Source organism: Brachybacterium sp. AOP42-C2-15 (assembly GCF_052377065.1).
Classification (GTDB): Bacteria; Actinomycetota; Actinomycetes; order Actinomycetales; family Dermabacteraceae; genus Brachybacterium.
In genome coordinates, this window is sequence record NZ_JBQSWK010000018.1 from 1 (window position 1) to 18,551 (window position 18,551).

Consider the following 18,551-nt stretch of genomic DNA (forward strand, 5'->3'; position numbering starts at 1 on the left):
TCTTCTCCGCCACCCTGGATGGGCAGGTCGAGCAGATCGTCGATAACTTCCTGGTCGATCCCGTCAGCCACGAGACCACGCCGGTGACCGCCGCGGTGGCCACCATGGATCACCACGTGCTGGCCATCGCCCCGTCCGCCAAGCGTGAGGTCACCGCGCAGCTCGGCGCCCGTGAGGGACGCACGCTGATGTTCACGCGCACCCAGCTCGGTGCCGAGCGGGTGGCGCAGGAGCTGGTCGAGGTCGGCATCGGTGCCGCAGCCCTGCACGGCAACAAGCAGCAGGGGCTGCGCACCAACGTGCTGGCCGGTTTCCGCGAGGGGGCCTATCCGGTGCTGGTCGCGACCGACGTCGCAGCCCGCGGCCTCCACATCGACGACGTCACGATGGTGGTGCACGTCGACCCCTCCGATGACGTCAAGGAGTACGTGCACCGCTCCGGGCGCACCGCACGTGCCGGAGCGACCGGCAGTGTGGTCACGCTCGCCCTGCCGCACCAGATCGCGAAGACCCGGAACGTCCTCGCGGGAGCCAAGGTCGAACCGACCTGGGCCGACGACGTCGACTCCGCAGAGGTTCCTGCCCTCTCTGAGCTCGGTGGGAGGACGCCTGCCGGCGAGCCGGCGGAGGACCCGGCGACCGTGAAGTACAAGGGCGCGCCGCGCAAGCTCGACCTGGGGCGCAACCGCCACCGTGGGGCCGACGCCGGCAAGGCGGAGGAGCGGCGTGCGAACGAGGAGCGGCGCGCCTCCTGGGAGGATCCGGATGGCGAGGACGGTGCTCGTTCGGGCCAGGGCAATGCCCGCTCGGGGCAGCGCGGCGCACGCTCGGGCCAGAGCAGTACTCGTTCGGGCCAGGGCCAGGGCCGGGGCCAGGGTCAGAGCCAGGCCCGCCGCGGCGGAGGCCGGGGACGTGATGGCGACGCCCCGGAGGAACGGGGCCGTCAGAGCGGTGCCCGCTCCACCGGCGGTACTGGTGGCAGGGGTAAGGCGGGGGACCGCGGGCGCTCTGCCGGCACGGGCAGGGGAGAGGCCCGCGGACGCTCCACCGGCACCGGACGAGGCTCGGAAGGCACCGGCAAGGGCCAGGGGCGTGGACGCTCCGGCGCGCCGACTCGCGCCCCGCGTCGACGTGGAGGACGATGAACGACGGAACCATGGCTCGATGACGAGCAGGTGAAGCGCCGAGGAGGCACGCGATGAGCATCAGTACCTTCGACATGTTCAAGATCGGTATCGGGCCCTCGAGCTCGCACACCGTGGGGCCGATGCGGGCCGCAGGGACGTTCGCGCGCGAGGTGCTCGGTGATCCGGAGCTCGGCCCACGTGTCGCCGATGTCGAGGTCCATCTCTACGGCTCTCTCGCCGCCACCGCAGTGGGGCACGGCACCTTGGACGCGGTCGTGATGGGCCTCGAAGGCGCTGATCCGGAGACCGTGGATCCGGTGGCCGGTCGTGAACGGGTCGCCCAGATCGAGACCGAGGGCGGGCTGCTGCTGGACGGCACCCTCGCGATCGCCCTGCGGCCCTCCTCGATCGTGCTGCACCCGCTGACGTTCCTCCCCCAGCACTCCAACGGGATGACCTTCATCGCGCTGGATGCCGAGGGCCAGGAGCTCCTGCGCCGCCCGATGTTCTCCGTGGGTGGAGGATTCGTGGTCGACGAGGCGGACATGGACCGCTCGATCGCCGAGGTCGCGGCCGAGGACGAGGGACTCACCATCTTCACCACCGGCGACGAGCTGCTGCGGGTGTGCGAGGAGCGCGGGATCTCCGTCTCCGAGGCGATGCTGCTGAGGGAGCGCCAGTGGCGCAGCGACGGGGAGATCCGCGCCGGGCTGCTCACCATCTGGCGCGCCATGCACGACTGCATCGAGCGGGGCACCCGCACCGGAGGCATCCTGCCCGGCGGTCTCGAGGTCAAGCGTCGTGCCTCGTCCTGGTACGACTCGCTCTCGGCCGAAGACCCGGTACGGCTGCCGATGAACGCCTTCGAATGGGTCTCGCTCGCCGCACTCGCGGTGAACGAGGAGAATGCCGCCGGGGGACGTGTGGTCACCGCGCCCACCAACGGCGCGGCCGGCATCGTCCCGGCGGTGCTGTACTTCGCCACCACCTACATCGAAGGGGTGGACCCCGACGAGATCGCGGTGCGCTTCCTGCTCACCGCCGGGGCGATCGGTTCGCTGTACAAGGAGCATGCCTCGATCTCGGGCGCTGAGGTGGGCTGCCAGGGCGAGGTGGGCTCAGCCTGCTCGATGGCCGCGGCCGCCCTCTGTGAGGCGATGGGCGGCAAACCCGCCCAGGTGGAGAACGCCGCCGAGATCGCGATGGAGCACAATCTGGGCCTGACCTGCGATCCGATCGGGGGTCTGGTGCAGATCCCGTGCATCGAGCGCAACGCCATGGCTGCGGTCAAAGCGATCACTGCTGCCCGCTTCGCGCTGCGCGGCACGGGCGAGCACTTCGTCTCCCTGGACACGGTCATCGAGACCATGCGCCAGACGGGGAAGGACATGAACTCGCGCTATAAGGAGACCGCGATGGGCGGGCTCGCGGTCACCGCGGTCCCGGTCAGCGTTCCGGACTGCTGAGGCCTGAGCGGAGCGGTCCCGAACTCCTGAGCAGCACCTCACGTGGCACCGACGCCGCCCCCAGCCGGTCGCGCACCAGCGCCCGCAGCTCCTCCGCGCGGGGCGCCGTCCCCCTCTCAGCTCCTGCGACCTGCACCTCGACCACGGTCCTCACCCCGAAACGCTCATCCGGCACCACTCGCAGGCGCGCATCGAGCACCCCGCGCTGGGACCGCAGCAGGCGCAGCACGGCAGCGGGGTCATGCACCATCCCGCCTGAGGAGAGCGTGCCGTCTGCACGTCCGAGCACTCGGACGATGCCCTCCTCAGAGATCTCTCCACGATCGGTGATCAGCTCGCGCCCTGCAGTGAACGGGGTGCGGGCGTGCAGCAGGCCGTCAGCCTCGCGCAGCCGCACCCCGCGCAGCGGCCTGCCGTCGACCGTGAGCGAGCCGGTCTCCGTCGTCCCGTAGACGTCATGCACACGAGCCCGGAAATGCCGGGCCAGATCCGCGCGGAGCTCGGAGGATAGCTGATCGGAGCCGGAGACCACCCGGGGGATGCGCAGCGCCTGTCCCCGGCTGAGCGCCCGGTCCGCGGTCAGGAGATCCACCAGATGCACGGGGACGCCGGTGAGCAGGTCCGGTGCGCTCCGGTGCAGCAGTGCTACCCGCTCGGGGCCCGGCAGATGACTCAGATCCACGAGCGTGGCTCCCAGGGCGAGTGAGCCCAAGGAGACCAGCAGTCCGTGGCCGTGGACCCCCGGCGCCGCGCAGGCGATCCTCTGACCGGGCCGCATCCCGATCCGTCGGCCGAGATCGGCCAGGGTGGACAGCTGGGCCACGGTGAGCGGGCCGCGACGCTGGGTGCGGGGCAGCCCGGTGCTGCCGCTCGAACGCAGTTCGAGCATCCCGTTCCCGGACAGCGCGGTGACCAGCACCTGGCGCAGCGACGCAGCGGCGGGCAGTGCACCGAGTCCCGGCTGGGCCGCGGACCCGCGTGATCGGCGGTGCAGCTGCACCTGATCGAGCAGCTCACCGGCGGTCAGCGCACCCCGTTGGTCAAGGAGCACCACCGCGCGAGGGCGCAGGGAGAGTCGGGTGCGCAGGGCGCTCGAAGGACGCAGGAGCTTCATCGTGGACCGATCCTCCCACTGGTGGGCTCTTCACCTGTGGGCTCTTCACCCGTGAGCCCTCCGGGGCCGCCGGCTCCGACGCCCATGCGCCCTCGTGAGGCGAGACGCTGGATCAGGTCCCCGGCCCGGCCCGCAGCGGCGGCGGACAGAGTGGGCGCCGCCTGGGCGAGGACCGCGCCGGCGCGTGCCCAGGGCGGGGAGAGCAGGGTGCGGGGCGCATCGAGGGCGTGCAGGACCCGGCGGGCGGCGTCCGCGGGAGCGAGCGCGCCGCGGGGCGAGCTGCCGTAGGTCGGGGCGGCCATCGCCGTGGCGACCAGCGGCAGCTCCACGATCGCGATCCGCACCCCATGGCGCGCGGCCTGGGGTCGCACCGCTCGCAACCAAGTGTCCAGCGCCGCCTTCGAGGCCCCGTAGGCGGCCCAGCCGGGGGTGGGGATCCGGGTGGAGGCGCTGGTGACGGCGATGACGCGGCCAGTGCCGGTGGCGCACATCGGTTCCAGCATCGCCAGCATCAGGGCGGCCGGCCCCAGCAGATTCGTTCCGGTCAGCCGGACCAGGTCATGGGGCCTGCCGAAGCTCTCCTCGAGGGTGCGGCGGAGGGAGTGCCCGGCGATGGAGACCACCGCCTCCGGTGTGCCGTGTTCCGACAGGACCGTCTCGGCGAGCCCGGCGACTGCCTGCTGGTCGCGCAGGTCGCAGGGGAGCACCCGGGCGCCTCCTCCGGCGGCCCGCACCTCGGCGGCCAGGGCCTCCAGCCGGTCTCTGTCACGGGCGGTGAGCACCAGCTGTTCCCCTCGTGCGGCCAGTGCGAGGCAGACTTCACGGCCGATCCCGCCGGTCGCTCCGGTGATCAGGATCATCGTCGGCTGGCGGGGAGGCTCACCAGGAACCCCGCTGGTACGAACCGGGGTACAGCGCCGCATCGCGCACCCCCAGCTCATGAGCGGCACGTTGCGGCCAGCTCGGCTCACGCAGTGCGGCACGACCCACGGCGACGAAGTCCGCATCGCCCCGTTCGAGCACGGTCTGGGCGCCGGCGGGGTCCGTGATCAGGCCCACGGCTGCCACCGGCATCGACACTGCATCGCGCAGGGTGCGCGCGAAGCCCACCTGATACTCCGGTCCGACCGCGATGTCCGCGATCACGGCGCCGCCGGTGGAGACGTGCAGGGCGTCGACTCCCACGCCCTCGAGCTCGCGGGCGAGGTCGAGGGACTGCTCGATGTCCCAGCCGCCGTCGATCCAGTCGGTCGCACTGATGCGCACGATCAGAGGACGTTCGGCGGGCCACTGCTCGCGGACTGCGGAGGCGATCTCGAGCGCGAGCCGGCGCCGTCCCGGACCGTCGCCGCCGTACTCGTCGTCGCGGGTGTTCACGAGCGGGGAGAGGAACTCATGGACCAGATAGCCATGAGCGAAGTGGAGCTCGACAGCATCGAAGCCAGCCTGTTCCGCACGTCGGGCCGCAGCCACGAAGTCTGCGACCACCCGGGAGATGTCCTCACGGCTCAGCGCATCCGGGGCGTCGAGCCCGGGGAAGGGATCCGAGGTGGGGCCGACGGCGCGCCAGCCGGAGGCGAACTCCGGCACCGTGCCGCGTCGCCTGCGGAACCGAGGCAGTGCCGGCCAGGTGGAGGCCTTGCGGCCGGCGTGGGCGAGCTGGACCGCGATCTTCGCTTCCTGCCCCTGGCAGAAGCTGGTGATCCGTCGCCAGGCGGTGACCTGCTCGTCGTTCCACAGGCCCGTGTCCTGGGGGCTGATGCGGCCTTCCGGGCTGATCGCGGTCGCCTCGGTGATCAGCAGCCCGAAACCGCCGGTCGCGCGAGCTCCCAGGTGCACCAGGTGCCAGTCCGTGGGGATGCCGTCCTCCGCCTCGACCATGTACTGGCACATAGGTGCCAGCCAGATCCGGTTGCGCATCTCCAGGGAGCGCAGGCGGGCCGGGGCGAGGAGCGCCGGGGCTGTGGCGGCAGGATCGGGGACCATGGTCCCCTACGTTAGCCGCCTCTGCTGTGGCCCCGTGTCGCCGCCCATCGTGGTGCTCCTCATGACCTCCCACGTGACGGCGCCACAGCGGAGACTTTGCGCCTGCTCTTCAATCGAGTGATCTATGATGCTAGCATTCTTGCATGGTTGAGGATGAGCCGAACGTGCCCCGAACCCCCAAGGTGCAGTTCAACGTGTACCTGCCGAAGGATCTCGTGATCGAGGTCAAGCATCGGGCGATCGATGAATCGCTGAGCCTCAGCGCCTTCGTGGAACAGGCTCTGCGGATGCAACTCGCCGCCGGTGGCGACGATGCCTGAGCGCGAGCCGAGCATGGGTGCCCCGCCCGCGCCGTTCCCTGACAGACCGTTCCCTGAGGAGGAGACCGAGATGAGCCCCCAGACCGAGATGAGTCCCCAGTCCGCCGTGCCCGGCGCGGTGCCCGAGATGACCGTGCTCCCGCTGAGATTCAGCGCCGATGTGCCCGCGATGATCGACTTCCTGTGCACGCTAGGGATGACGCCCACGGTGACTGCGGGAGAGGACGGCTTCGGAGAGCTCGTCGCCGGGGCAGGCCGGGTCATGGTGCACGCGGCAGCTGGTGCCGCGACCGGTGCGCGCAGTGGGGACACCGATCTATGCCTCGCAGTGGAAGAGACCGACGTGGCGGCGCATGCCCTGCAGACGGCAGGGTACGAGGTGGACGTATGGGATGAGACCTATGGTCGGCAGGGGGTTGTCACCGGACCGGCGGGGGAGCAGGTGGCGCTCAACGAGGAACAGATCGACCTCTATGGGTACCGCGGCCACGACGCGAGCTCCCCGGATCCGCGGCTCACTGTCACCGCAGTGCTCTCCAGTGACGACTTCCACCGGGACGCGACCTGGGCGGCTCCGCTCGGGTTCAGCGCTGACGGGCCGGACGATGAATGGTTCCTCGCTCTGCGAGGCCCCGGGCGGGCGGGTGTGCTCGGGCTGCACAAGCCCGGTCCGCTGGATCGCAGGACTCGGTCGACAGGCACCGAGTTCGGTGATGTGCTGCAGGTGCGTCTTGGCTTCGAGACCACCGGAGACCTGGCCGAGCTCTCCCTTCGACTGACCACGGCAGGGCATCCCGCGGAGGTCGTCGAGAGCGGTGCCCTCCGCAGCGTTCACGTCACCGACCCTGATGGGCAGCACCTGGAGATCCATCAGCGTCCGCTGCGCTGAGCTGTCCTCGAGGCAGGGGGAGCGGCAGCATCCTGCTCGAGGAGTGTGACCGGTGCGCGTGACATGGGTCTCCTGCGATACGGTGTCCGCGTCCATCCGCCCCGGCGACCCGGGGCCCGTGTAGCAGGAGTGCTGATGTCCGACGACGCCACCACCGGGATCGAGAATCTCTCCCAGGAGACTCGCACCTTCTCCCCGCCCACCGAGTTCGTACAGAATGCGGTCGGCCGACCCTCCCTCTACAAGGAAGCGGAGCGCGACCACCTCGCCTTCTGGCGCTCGCGGGCCAGCCTGCTGAGCTGGGAGACCCCTTTCACCGAGACCCTCGACTGGTCCAACCCGCCGTTCGCCCGCTGGTTCGCCGACGGCACCCTGAACGTCGCCTACAACTGCGTGGACCGCCATGTCGAGTCCGGACACGGCTCCCAGGTCGCGCTGCTGGCGGAGTACGAGGACGGCTCCGATGCCTCCTTCACCTATGCGGACGTCAAGGACGAGATCTCGAAGATGGCCAACGTGCTGTCCGATCTCGGGGTGAAGACCGGCGACCGGGTCGCGATCTACCTGCCGATGATCCCGGAGGCGGTGTTCGCGATGCTCGCCTGTGCCCGCATCGGCGCCCCGCACTCCGTGGTGTTCGGCGGCTTCAGCGCCGATGCCCTGCGCTCCCGCATCGAGGATGCCGAGGCCCGGGTGGTCATCACCGCCGACGGCCAGAACCGTCGCGGCAAGCAGCTTCCGCTCAAGCCCGCTGTCGACGCTGCGCTCGCCGGGGGCGGCGCCAGCGTCGAGCACGTCCTGGTGGTGCGCCGCACCGGTGGCGAGGTCGAGTGGACCGAGGGACGCGACGTGTGGTGGCACGAGGCCCGCGAGACCGCCTCGGCCGAGCATGCACCGGTCGCGGTCGAGGCGGAGCACCCGCTGTTCATCCTCTACACCTCCGGCACCACCGGGAAGCCCAAGGGCATCATCCACACCACCGGTGGCTATCTCACCCAGGCCGCGTACACCCATCGCAACGTCTTCGACATCAAGCCGGCCTCGGACGTCTACTGGTGCACCGCGGACATCGGCTGGGTCACCGGCCACACCTACGTGGTCTACGGGCCGATGGCCAACCGCACCACGCAGGTCGTCTACGAGGGGACCCCGGACAGCCCGCACCAGGGTCGCTGGTGGGAGATCATCGAGAAGTACAAGGTCACCCAGTTCTACTCCTCGCCCACCGCGATCCGCACGGCGATGAAGTGGGGGGAGGACATCCCCGGCAAGTTCGATCTGTCCTCGCTGCGGCTGCTCGGAAGCGTCGGCGAGGCCATCAACCCCGAGGCATGGATGTGGTACCGCCGGGTCATCGGCGGCGACCGCTGCCCGATCGTGGACACCTGGTGGCAGACCGAGACCGGCGGCATCATGATCTCCCCGCTGCCGGGCGTGACCGCGACGAAGCCGGGCTCCGCGCAGCAGCCCCTTCCCGGGATCAGCGCCGATGTGCGCAATGACGCCGGAGAGTCCGTCGCGAACGGGGAGAGCGGCTATCTGGTGCTGGATCAGCCCTGGCCCGGCATGCTGCGAGGCATCTGGGGCGATCCCGAGCGGTTCAAGGAGACCTACTGGTCCCGCTTCGAGGGCCTCTACTTCGCCGGTGACGGTGCCAAGCGCGACGAGGACGGCGACATCTGGCTGTTGGGCCGGGTGGACGACGTCATGAACGTCTCAGGGCACCGTCTGTCCACCATGGAGATCGAGTCCGCCCTGGTCAGCCATGAATGGGTGGCCGAGGCCGCGGTGGTCGGGGCGACCGATGAGACCACCGGGCAGGTGCCCGTCGCCTTCGTGATCCTGCGCTCCGGCAACGACGAGGCCATCGCTGCGGTCGGCGGTGAGGATGCCGTGCCGGAGATGCTGCGCGCCCATGTGGGCAAGGAGATCGGCCCGATCGCGAAGCCGAAGAAGGTGCTGATCGTCTCGGAGCTGCCCAAGACCCGCTCCGGCAAGATCATGCGGCGCCTGCTGCGGGACGTCGCCGAGAACCGCCAGGTGGGTGACACGCAGACGCTCGCCGATGCCTCGGTGATGGACCTCATCCAGCAGGGTCTCAGCAGCAAGGGCTGAGCCTGCGGCCCGGCACCTGCCGGGCCCAGCACGGTGCAGGACGGGCTCCCGGTCATCGACCGGGGGCCCGTCCTCGTCACGCCTCGTGGCGACCTGGGTCACCGTTCGATGGTGATCTCGCCGACGCCTGCGGTCACGATGAGGGTGCCGTCCCCGGCGTCGGAGCCGGCCGTGAGGCCCGGATCCACGCTGACGCTTCCGAGATCCGAGTCGGCGTCGATATGCCAGCGGGTGGTGCCGGGGGCCGTGACCATCACGTCGCCCAGTTCAGCGGTGATGCTGATGCTGCCGCGGGAATCGGTGGGCAGCTGCAGGTCGACGTAGCCCACCGCTGCGGTGATCTGGGCGTCGGCAGGTGCCGGGGACTCCAGCTCGATGTCCACATCACCCACCTCGGAGGAGACCGTCAGCGCGTCGGTGACTCCGAGGGGCCCCAGCACGACATTGCCCACATCGGTGCGCACGTCCAAGGCGCTGAAATCGCCGTCGACCACGACGTCGCCCACGCCGGCGTCGATCGCGAGGGACAGCTCGAGGTCGGAGGGGACCAACAGCAGCAGATCCCGCGTGCGATCCGTCCACGGCCACCCGAGATGACTCTGCGGCTGCTGCACGGTCACCGTGGCGCCTGTCGGGTCGGTGTCGTGGATGAGTCGAGCCGGCGTGGTGTCCCGCGGTGAGGGGAGCCCCGTGGTGCCCGGCTCCACCAGGGCGAGAGTCACCTCGTCGACATCATCTGAGGGCAGCACCTGGATGGTGCCCATCAGGCTGGCCAGGTTCAGAGAGGCCGGAGTGCCGAGTCCAGTGGTCGTGGAGATCTCGGAGTAGCCGCGACCCGACGCCCAGTTCGCGACGGACGTGACGGCGAGGCCGCCCACCATCAGCAGCACGATGATGGCGCCCAGCAGCACGGTCAGCGCACGCCAGGGGCGGTCCCGGTCCGGGGAGGGGGTCAGTCGCTGCCCGGGGAGCAGGAGGCGCTCCATGGGCTGAGCCGACTGCGGCGGTGCGATGGAGGAGGACGTCGCGGCCGGGCTGGGCGGGGGAGCCGGGCTGGGCGGGAGTGGCGGACGGGTGGTGGTCATCAGCGTTCCTCGGATTCCAGAAAGCGCAGGACCGCCATCACACGGCGGTTCTCGCCGTCGACTGGAGGGAGGTCGAGCTTGCCCAGCAGCGAGGAGATGTGCTTCTCGACGCTCCCGGTGGAGACGAACAGGGTGTCGGCGATCGCCTGGTTCGAGCGGCCCTGGGCCATCAGCGAGAGCACCTCGCGCTCACGCGGGGTCATGCCCTCGAGGGTGCGGCGGCGCCGGGAGCGGATGAAGATCTGCTGCACCACCTCGGGGTCGAGCCAGGTCCCGCCGGCTCCGACGTCCGCGACCACTCCCAGGAAGTCGTCGACGTCCGCGACGCGGTCCTTGAGCACGTAGCCCAGGCCGAACGGGGAATCGGCGATCAGCTCGGACGCATAGCGCTCCTCGACGTACTGCGAGAGCACCAGCAGCGACACCTCCGGATCCTGGCTCCGGATCAGCACTGCGGCCCGGACTCCTTCATCGGTGAAGGTGGGTGGCATCCGCACATCGATCACTGCGAGGTCGGGACGATGCTGCGAGATGGCGCTGAGCAGCGCGCTGCCGTCGCCGACTGCGGCGACCACCTCATGCCCGGCCTCGGTGAGCAGGCGCTCGAGTCCTGCGCGCAGCAGCACGGCGTCGTCGGCGATCACGATCCTCATCGGAGGTCCTCCTGGGTGGTGGGGTGGGCGAGCTCTGGCACCGGGGCGGTGCGGCCTGCGAGCGGGATCACGGCGATCAGCGCCGTGCCTCCGCCGGTGGGGCTTGTGACTTCGAGCAGGCCCCCGGTGGCACGGACCCGGTCGGTGAGCCCGGCCAGGCCGGTGGACAGACCGTCTCGGCGCACCTGCGCACCGCCTCGGCCGTCGTCCTGGATCCGCACCCGCAGCGCGGACTCGTTCCGGTGGACGAAGACGTCCGCCGCCGTCGCCTCGGCATGCTTGGCGATGTTCGTCAGCGCCTCGGCGACCACGAAGTAGGCCACCGCCTCGAGCTCCCGATCCAGGGCCGGCATGCTCTCGGTGCCGAGGTCGACCTGCAGATCCACCGGCACCTGGGAACGAGCCGCGAGCGCGGACAGGGCGGCGTCCAGCCCGCGGTCGGTGAGCACGGCCGGGTGGATGCCTCGCGCGAGCTGACGCAGATCGGTCATCACGGCTTTGGCCTCCGCATGCGCCTCGCCGACCAGCTGCTCGGCACGATCGGGATCGGTGCGGACCGTGTTCTTCGCGATGCCGAGGGTCATGGCGAGGTTCACGAGGCGCGGCTGCACCCCGTCATGGAGATCACGCTCGATGCGCAGGCGCTCCTGCGCGGCGGCATCGACCGCCCCCTGCCGGCGTTCGGCCAGCTCGGCGACCTGCTCGCGCAGATCGTCCTCGGAGCCGGAGATCAGCCCCCGGGCGAGCCCTCGGTCGGCGAGGGCCCCGAGCACCAGCATCACCAGGGCCAGCACCAGGCCTGCGGTGCCGATGGCTCCGAGCGACCAGCGGGAGAGCTCGATCCCTCCCACCTCCACGGTGCCCTGGTCGAGAGCCGCCTCCCACCCAGTCCAGCCGAACCAGAGGAACACCGCGAACGCGGTGAAGAAGGCCCCGGCGACCAGGATCGCGAGGTGGTGATGCAGCACTCCCCGCCAGAACGCCCAGGTACCGAGCTCGAACCAGCGGTTGCTGAGCCAGCCGGAGATGCCGGTGCGGCGCGAGCGCCGACGCGGGGGAAGGATCACGGGGATGCCGTGGATGGCGACGGCGCGCCGACGTTCCACCCGTACAGCGAGCTGCATCACCAGCAGCCAGGGGATCAGCAGCAGCAGGCCGGTGCCGAGAGCGGGCAGGGAGGCGAGCCCGCCGAGCAGCAGGGTGAGGCTCGCCCAGAACCAGCTGTAGAACAGCAGCCCGCCCACGACCACGGAGGCGAGGGCGGAGGGGGCGAGCCGGGAGCGCGAGCGCCCTGCGCCCCGGGCAGAGGAGTCGTCCATGCCCTGACACTATGCGCGGCGAGGGGACCGGGCCCACGGTGCCCACCCGCCGTCTCACTGGGGGAAAACCCCCGGTCCGACGGGTTCGCGCGACTCCATCGCGCGGACTGATCCGGATCGGGTCGCAGAATGCGGTTCAATGGGTCCATGAGCAGTGACGCCACTTCCTCCGACGAGACCATCGACCCCGCTTCCGACACCGGGTCACCCGCCACCGATGACGGCTCCACCGGGCAGGTGATCGAGAACGTCGAGCGGACAGCCGCTGAGCTCGAGGCCGATGATCAGGGCCGCGGCACCCTTCACGATGTCGCGAACTCTCTGGGCATCTCCAGCGCGGTCGCACTGCGCGCGCTGCGCGAGTCCGACGAGATCAAGCCGCAGATGATCCGCCGGGTCCGGGAGGCGGCCGAACGGCTGAACTTCCCGCTCGCGGATCTCAGCGAGGAGACCGAGCACCGCGGCGTGGTCGCAGTGCTCGTGAACACCATGCGCAACACCTGGATCTCTGATCTGGTGCGGGCGATCCGCATCGAGCTGACCGCGACCGGACGCACCGCAGTGGTGGTTCCCACACGTCGCCGCATGCCCGAGTACCCGGTCGCCGCCGACACGGATGCGATCGAGAACCTGGTCCATCTCGGCGTCGACGGCTTCCTGATGATCTCCGACCTGGCTGACATGGACAGCGTGCTCGCGGCCACCGGCAGTCGGCCGTTCGTCGGGATCGGCTGCTCGCAGGAGTTCGTCGGCCGGTTCGACACCGTCCGCATCGACGACGAGGTCGGGCAGGGGCTGCTGGTGGACCATCTGGTCGGACTCGGTCACCGCGAGATCGCGCACGTCGGCGGAGTCGGTGCGGCCGTGGCCCGGGAGCGCGCGGATGCCTTCCGCAAGGCCATGGACCGTCACGGCCTGGGTGACGTCGCGCGGGTCGAGCCCGGTGACTTCACCGAACAGGTCGGCCAGACCGCCGGATCGATGCTGCTGCGCGGCAGCCGGGTCCCCACGGCTGTCACCTGTGCGAACGACGTCACCGCGGTCGGTGTGCTCGCCGCGGCACGTGACGCCGGCTTCGCGGTGCCCGAGGAGCTGGCGGTGGCCGGATATGGCAACACCTCCCTCGCAGCCTCCGGGGTGTCCCAGCTGACCAGCGTGGATCCCAACTCCGATCGACTCGGTGCGCTCGCCGCGCAGTTCCTGGTCGAGCGCGTCTCCGGCCATGAGGGCCCGGCCCGGGACGTGGCGGTCGCGCCGTCCATCGTGGTGCGTCGCACGACCTCCGCGGGCCCGCGGCCCGAGACCACGAAGCGCAAGCGGATCTCCGTGGACTGATCAACGGATCCCCATCCCGCGAACTTCGAACGACCTGCCCCCTGCGATAGGCTCAGATCATGATCAACACCACGAACGACCCGAGCACGCCGCCCACCCAGCGGTCCATCGGCGAGCTCGTCCAGTCCATCCGTGACGAGCTCCTCGGTGTCGTGCACCATGAGATCGACATCGCGAAGAAGGAGTTCACCGCTCTCGCGATCAAGCTGGGCATCATCGCCGCCTGCGCCGCGGTGATCCTGTTCCTCCTGCTCTCGGCCTGGGTGATGCTGCTGTTCGCCGCCGCCAACGGTCTGGAGGCGCTGGGCCTGCCGTTCTGGGCCGCGTTCCTGATCGTCGCGGGCGTCTTCATCGTGCTCGGCGTGGTCGTCGGAGCCGTCGCCTTCGTGGTCTACAAGAAGCTCAAGGCACCTGAGACCACCATCGAGACGGCCCAGGGCGCCGTGAGCGCCGTGCAGGGCAAGCGTCGTCAGAATGCGGTGTCCTATGACGACACCTTCGACGAGCTCTACGGCAAGCAGGTCAGCGCTCGCACGGACTGATCAGCGCTCGCACAGACTGAACCGCCGGGCTGGGCGCCCGACCTTCGCGCGAGCCGTGGGCCGTGGGCCGCTCCTGAGGGCAGTACCCTTGGGTGCGTGAGCCTCTACCTGCATGACACCGCCACCCGTACGACCGCACCCTTCATCCCGGTGCGCGCGGGGGCGGTGTCGTTGTACGTCTGCGGCCCGACGACCCAGGGAGCCCCGCACCTCGGCCATCTGCGCACATTCCTCGCCTTCGACGTGCTGGTGCGCTGGCTCGAGCGCAGCGGCCTCGCGGTGACCCATATCCGCAATGTCACCGACATCGACGACAAGATCCTCGTGAAGTCCGCCGAGGTGGGCGCCGAGTGGTGGGCATGGTCCCTGCGCTTCGAGCGCGAATTCCAGGACGTGCTCGATGAGATCGGCAATCGTCGGCCCACCTACGAGCCGCGTGCGACCGGCCATGTGCCCGAGATGATCGAGCTGATGCAGCTGCTCATCGAGCGTGGCCACGCCTATCCCGACGGTCACGGCTCGGTCTATTTCGATGTGGCCTCCCACCCCACCTACGGGTCGCTCACCCGCCAGTCCCTGGAGGACATGCAGGACGCCGGCGAGGCGATGGAGCCCGGCAAACGGGACCGTCGCGACTTCGCGCTGTGGAAGGCGGCGAAGGACACGGAGCCCGTCAGCGCCGCCTGGGACACCCCCTTCGGGCGAGGCCGTCCCGGATGGCACCTCGAGTGCTCGGCCATGAGCCGCAAGTATCTCGGGGAGACCTTCGACCTCCACGCCGGGGGCCTGGACCTGCGCTTCCCGCACCATGAGAACGAGCAGGCGCAGTCCCACGCCGCCGGCTTCGGCTTCGCCCGCCAGTGGATGCATGCCGGGGTGCTCACGGTGGACGGTCTGAAGATGGGCAAGAGCCTCGACAACTTCGTCACCGCCGCCCGGGCACTGGCCGAGCATCCGACGCCGGCCGTACGGCTCGCCCTGGTGAGCGGCCACTACCGCGCCACCGTCGAGTACAACGCGACGGCGATGCGGGAGGCGGAGACCGTCTGGGAGCGCTTCAGCGCCACGGCGCGTCGTGCCGCCCAGCTCCTCGGGGACCATCCGCTGGCGGCACCCGAGGCCGAGCTGCACGCGCTCGAGCTGCCCGCAGACTTCGTGGCCGCGATGGACGATGACCTCGCGGTCCCCGAGGCGCTCGCAGTGATCCACCGCGAGCAGTCCTCCCTGAACTCCCTGCTCGCCGCCGGCGCTGCAGAGGCAGAGATCGCCTCCGGTCTGGGCCAGCTGCGCGCCATGCTGGACGTGCTGGGCCTGGACCCCCTCTCCGACCGGTGGGGGAGCGGCACGGGCGCTGAAGGCGCCGAGCATGCGGCACTGGACTCGCTGATCACCGCCCAGCTCGCCGCCCGGGAAGCGGCTCGCGCGGAGAAGGACTGGGCTCGCGCAGATGCGCTGCGCGACGCCCTGATCGCTGCAGGCATTCGTATCGAGGACGGGCCCGAGGGTGCCCGTTGGACCCTCGACACCAAGAACTGAAGGACTGAGGAGACATCTGATGGCAGGGAACAGCACGCGACGCGGTGCGATGCGCAAGGGCAAGAAGGGCGCGACCGTCGGTTCAGGCGGTGTGCGCCGCCGTGCGCTCGAGGGCAAGGGGCCGACGCCCAAAGCGGAGGACCGCACGTACCACAAGGCCTACAAGGGCGGTGCTGCGGCATCCGGTGGAGCAGCCGGGCGCCGCGGTCCCGGCGCCAAGGGCGCCCGGAAGCTGCCGGGCAGTGACCAGGTCGCGGGCCGCAACGCCGTGCTCGAGGCGCTGCGTGAGGGCGTCCCCGCCACGCAGCTGACCGTCATGGTCCGGATGGACAGCGACGAGCGGGTGGGCGAGATCATGCGTCTGGCCACCGCCCGCAATCTGCCGATCGCGGAGGCTCAGCGCACCGACCTGGACCGGATGACTGACCACGCCGTGCATCAGGGTGTCGCCCTGACCATTCCGCCCTATGAGTACGCCGAGCTCGACGACCTGCTGAGCATCGCCGCTGACCGCTTCGAGCCGCCGCTGCTGGTCGCTCTTGACGGGATCACCGACCCCCGCAACCTCGGCGCGATCCTGCGTTCCGCCGATGCCTTCGGTGCGCATGGCGTGATCCTGCCCGAGCGGCGCAGCGTGTCGATGACCGCCAGCGTCTGGAAGGTCGCGGCCGGTGCCGCAGGCCGGGTCCGCGTCGCCCAGGTCACCAACCTCAACCGCGCCCTGACCTCGCTCAAGGAGGAGGGCGTCTTCGTGCTCGGCCTCGACGCGGACGGCGATGTGACCTCCCGCGAGCTCGAGCTCGGCACCCAGCCGACGGCACTGGTGGTCGGCGCGGAGGGCAAGGGCCTCTCACGTCTGACGCGAGAGCTCAGCGACCAGGTGGTGTCGATCCCGATGGGCGGTCGTGCGGAATCGCTGAACGCCTCGGTGGCGGCCGCGATCGCACTGTACGAGCTCTCCGGCGTGCGGGCGCGTCAGGGACTGGGCTGAGCTCTCCGGCGTGCGGGCGCTCAGGGACCGGGCTGAGCTTCGGCGTGCGGGTGCCTCAGGGACTGGGCTGCGCCGCGCGACGCTGCTGAGCTGGGACTGACCGCTCGGGGTCCGTCCGCACCCGTAGGGTCACGTACGGGAGGGTGAGCTGGATGATCGGGCCCAGCCCGATCGCATAGAGCACCGTTCCCGCCCCGAGCGGGCCTCCCAGCGCCCACCCGGTCGCCAGCACCAGGATCTCGAGCGCGATGCGCACCGGGCCGACAGGTCGACGCAGCACGCGCCCCAATCCCGTCATCAGCCCGTCACGCGGACCGGCGCCGAGCTGGGCGCCGATGTAGACGGCGCCGCTGATGCCGTTGAGGATCACGCCGGCGAGCATCATCGCCACGGCGATCGGCAGCGTGGGCGCTTCGGGGAGCACCATCATGCCCAGGTCGATGCTCACTCCGACCCAGATCGAGTTCGCCACGGTGCCGATCCCGATCCGTTCGCGCAGCGGGATCCACAGCAGCAGCACCACGAAGCTCACGGCGATGCTCACCGAACCGACACTCAACCCGATGCGGTCCGCGACCGCGGCGTGCAGCACGTCCCAGGGGGCACCGCCCAGCCCGGATTCGAGCAGCATCGCCAGCGAGACGCCGAATCCTGTCAGGCCCAGCATCATCTGGAGCAGGCGCAGCGGAAGCCGGTCGACCTTCAGCTGCTCGCGCAGGCTGAGGTTGTCCAGGCGCGCCGGTCCCCGGCTTCGTTCACGACGCATGGGGCGAAGTGCTCCTCTCCTCATTCGAAGATCGGCAATGCCGAGGTCTCGGTGGTCACCAGTGATCTCTCGTCCGGCCGATGGATCAGGACGTTGAGGATGTAGTGCCGCACGGTGTCGTCCAGGCTCACATCCTGCCCGCCCTGCTCGGAGAGGAACCACTTGTGCTCGAGGATCTCGTGGAAGAACTCAGGGGGCTCGAGCTTGGAGCGCATCGTCCTGGGGACCGCACGGACGACCGGCTCGTACTGGTCCTTCAGCCACTCGTGGGCCACGAACTCCTCGTCCTCGAGCTGCTGCTCGGTATCGGCGCGGAACTGGTCGAGGTCGTTGAGCAGCCGCCGGGCCTGGTTCTCCTGGGCATCGATCCCGGTGAGCCTCAGCAGACGGCGCGAGTGGTGCCCGGCGTCGACCACCTTGGGCATGATCGACAGCGTGGTGCCGTCGAGGTCGGTGGTGATCTCGAGCTCGCCCACATCGAAGCCGAGCGCGTTGAGCTTCTCGATCCGGGCCGAGACCCGCCAGCGCTCGTCGGCGGAGAACCGCTCCCGTGAGGTCAGGGTCTCCCACAGGTCCTCATAGCGGGAGACCAGGTCGTCGCCCACGGCGACGGGATCTGCGTCGGGGTCGAACATGTCCCCGGCCTGGAGGTCCATCAGCTCACCGATGATGTTGGTGCGGGCGAGGTCGAGGTCGTACTGGCGCTGGCCCACGGTGAGCCGTTCATGGAGCGCGCCGGTCTCGACATCGACGAGGTACGCGGCGAAGGCGCCGGCGTCTCGCCGGAAGAGGGTGTTGGACAGGGAGACGTCTCCCCAGTAGAAGCCCTCGAGATGGAGGTGGACGAGCAGGACGGCCAGTGCGTCGAGCAGGCGGTGCGCCGTGTCCGGGCGGGATACCTGGCTGAACACCGCGCGATATGGCAGGGAGAACTGGAGATGGCGCGTGATCAGCATCGCGTCCAGAGGCTCACCCGTGGCAGTGGTGCGACCGGAGATCACGGCGAAGGGCTCCACGCAGGGGATCCCGAGTCGTCCCAGGATCCTCAGCATGTCGTACTCGCGCTGGGCGAGGTTCTTGGAGATCTCCTTGAGGGCGAGGACTCGTCCCGAGACGCGTACGAAGCGCACGACGTGACGGGAGATGCCTCGCGGGAGGGCGGCGAGGATGTCCTCGGGCCATTGCTCCAGCGGTTCCTCCCACGGCAGGTCCAGCAGTGCAGGATCTGCACGGGACGCGGTGATCTCCAGAGGTGCCATTGCTCCATTCTCTCCCGAGCGGGGATGCTTCGACCACTCCCGGCATGA

At 70.0% G+C, this 18,551-nt stretch carries 17 protein-coding genes; 9 read left to right on the forward strand and 8 right to left on the reverse strand.

Translation table 11 applies throughout. From position 1 onward, the window contains the following. Together ACT3SQ_RS11195 and ACT3SQ_RS11200 are read left to right on the forward strand one after the other, a co-directional pair. Positions 1–1,145 (forward strand): helicase-related protein (locus ACT3SQ_RS11195; protein WP_444601138.1); only part of this gene is annotated, 1,145 nt, incomplete at its 5' end. 53 nt (positions 1,146–1,198) lie between these two features. Further along, positions 1,199–2,593: an L-serine ammonia-lyase gene (locus ACT3SQ_RS11200; protein ID WP_441444381.1), complete on the forward strand. Its 1,395-nt coding sequence runs from the start codon at positions 1,199–1,201 to the stop codon at positions 2,591–2,593. Here ACT3SQ_RS11200 and ACT3SQ_RS11205 read toward each other — a convergent pair. Genes ACT3SQ_RS11205 through ACT3SQ_RS11215 form a run of 3 tightly spaced genes read right to left on the reverse strand, consistent with a single transcriptional unit; the run spans position 2,574 to position 5,693 of the window. Then, positions 2,574–3,707, reverse strand: coding sequence for an AMP-binding protein (locus ACT3SQ_RS11205; RefSeq protein ID WP_441444382.1), 1,134 nt, complete (start codon positions 3,705–3,707; stop codon positions 2,574–2,576). The genes ACT3SQ_RS11200 and ACT3SQ_RS11205 overlap by 20 nt on opposite strands. Next, complete coding sequence (locus ACT3SQ_RS11210) at positions 3,704–4,567, reverse strand: SDR family NAD(P)-dependent oxidoreductase (protein WP_441444383.1); 864 nt, start codon at positions 4,565–4,567, stop codon at positions 3,704–3,706. Before ACT3SQ_RS11210 ends, ACT3SQ_RS11205 begins: the two co-directional genes overlap by 4 nt. 19 nt (positions 4,568–4,586) lie before the next feature. Beyond that, complete coding sequence (locus ACT3SQ_RS11215) at positions 4,587–5,693, reverse strand: NADH:flavin oxidoreductase/NADH oxidase (protein ID WP_441444384.1); 1,107 nt, start codon at positions 5,691–5,693, stop codon at positions 4,587–4,589. A 143-nt stretch (positions 5,694–5,836) separates the two neighbouring features. Between ACT3SQ_RS11215 and ACT3SQ_RS11220 the strand changes: the two genes are divergently transcribed. From ACT3SQ_RS11220 to acs, 3 genes are all read left to right on the forward strand, one after another. Further along, complete coding sequence (locus tag ACT3SQ_RS11220) at positions 5,837–6,013, forward strand: CopG family transcriptional regulator (RefSeq protein ID WP_441444385.1); 177 nt, start codon at positions 5,837–5,839, stop codon at positions 6,011–6,013. A 70-nt stretch (positions 6,014–6,083) separates the two neighbouring features. Continuing rightward, positions 6,084–6,902: a hypothetical protein gene (locus ACT3SQ_RS11225; protein WP_441444386.1), complete on the forward strand. Its 819-nt coding sequence runs from the start codon at positions 6,084–6,086 to the stop codon at positions 6,900–6,902. A gap of 135 nt (positions 6,903–7,037) precedes the next feature. Then, positions 7,038–9,017: an acetate--CoA ligase gene (gene acs, locus ACT3SQ_RS11230; protein WP_441444387.1), complete on the forward strand. Its 1,980-nt coding sequence runs from the start codon at positions 7,038–7,040 to the stop codon at positions 9,015–9,017. 98 nt (positions 9,018–9,115) lie between these two features. Here the strand turns inward: acs and ACT3SQ_RS11235 are convergent, their stop codons facing one another. From ACT3SQ_RS11235 to ACT3SQ_RS11245, 3 genes are read right to left on the reverse strand one after another with little or no spacing between them, the layout of a single operon-like run. After that, positions 9,116–10,102 (reverse strand): hypothetical protein, encoded by a 987-nt coding sequence (locus ACT3SQ_RS11235; protein WP_441444388.1) that lies wholly within the window; start codon positions 10,100–10,102, stop codon positions 9,116–9,118. Continuing rightward, positions 10,102–10,755, reverse strand: a complete 654-nt coding sequence (locus tag ACT3SQ_RS11240) for a response regulator (protein WP_441444389.1) — start codon at positions 10,753–10,755, stop codon at positions 10,102–10,104. Before ACT3SQ_RS11240 ends, ACT3SQ_RS11235 begins: the two co-directional genes overlap by 1 nt. Continuing rightward, positions 10,752–12,074: a sensor histidine kinase gene (locus tag ACT3SQ_RS11245; protein WP_442331740.1), complete on the reverse strand. Its 1,323-nt coding sequence runs from the start codon at positions 12,072–12,074 to the stop codon at positions 10,752–10,754. The genes ACT3SQ_RS11240 and ACT3SQ_RS11245 overlap by 4 nt, the downstream gene beginning before the upstream one ends. A 147-nt stretch (positions 12,075–12,221) precedes the next feature. Between ACT3SQ_RS11245 and ACT3SQ_RS11250 the strand changes: the two genes are divergently transcribed. The 4 genes from ACT3SQ_RS11250 (at position 12,222) to rlmB (ending at position 16,478) form a co-directional block, all read left to right on the forward strand. Then, positions 12,222–13,409, forward strand: a complete 1,188-nt coding sequence (locus ACT3SQ_RS11250) for a LacI family DNA-binding transcriptional regulator (protein ID WP_441444391.1) — start codon at positions 12,222–12,224, stop codon at positions 13,407–13,409. 59 nt (positions 13,410–13,468) lie between these two features. Continuing rightward, positions 13,469–13,951 carry a phage holin family protein gene (locus tag ACT3SQ_RS11255; RefSeq protein WP_441444392.1) on the forward strand — a complete coding sequence of 161 codons (483 nt, stop codon included), beginning with the start codon at positions 13,469–13,471 and terminating at the stop codon, positions 13,949–13,951. 96 nt (positions 13,952–14,047) lie between these two features. After that, positions 14,048–15,487, forward strand: a complete 1,440-nt coding sequence (gene cysS / locus ACT3SQ_RS11260; RefSeq protein ID WP_441444393.1) for a cysteine--tRNA ligase — start codon at positions 14,048–14,050, stop codon at positions 15,485–15,487. A 19-nt stretch (positions 15,488–15,506) separates the two neighbouring features. Beyond that, a complete protein-coding gene (gene rlmB / locus ACT3SQ_RS11265) occupies positions 15,507–16,478 on the forward strand; it encodes a 23S rRNA (guanosine(2251)-2'-O)-methyltransferase RlmB (RefSeq protein ID WP_441444394.1) in 972 nt (323 codons plus the stop codon). A 55-nt stretch (positions 16,479–16,533) separates the two neighbouring features. Here the strand turns inward: rlmB and yczE are convergent, their stop codons facing one another. Next, positions 16,534–17,244, reverse strand: a complete 711-nt coding sequence (gene yczE, locus ACT3SQ_RS11270) for a membrane protein YczE (protein ID WP_441444395.1) — start codon at positions 17,242–17,244, stop codon at positions 16,534–16,536. Positions 17,245–17,264: 20 nt separating this feature from the next. Further along, on the reverse strand, positions 17,265–18,503 hold the full coding sequence (locus ACT3SQ_RS11275; RefSeq protein ID WP_441444396.1) for a DUF4032 domain-containing protein: 1,239 nt from the start codon (positions 18,501–18,503) through the stop codon (positions 17,265–17,267). Positions 18,504–18,551 lie beyond the last annotated feature (48 nt).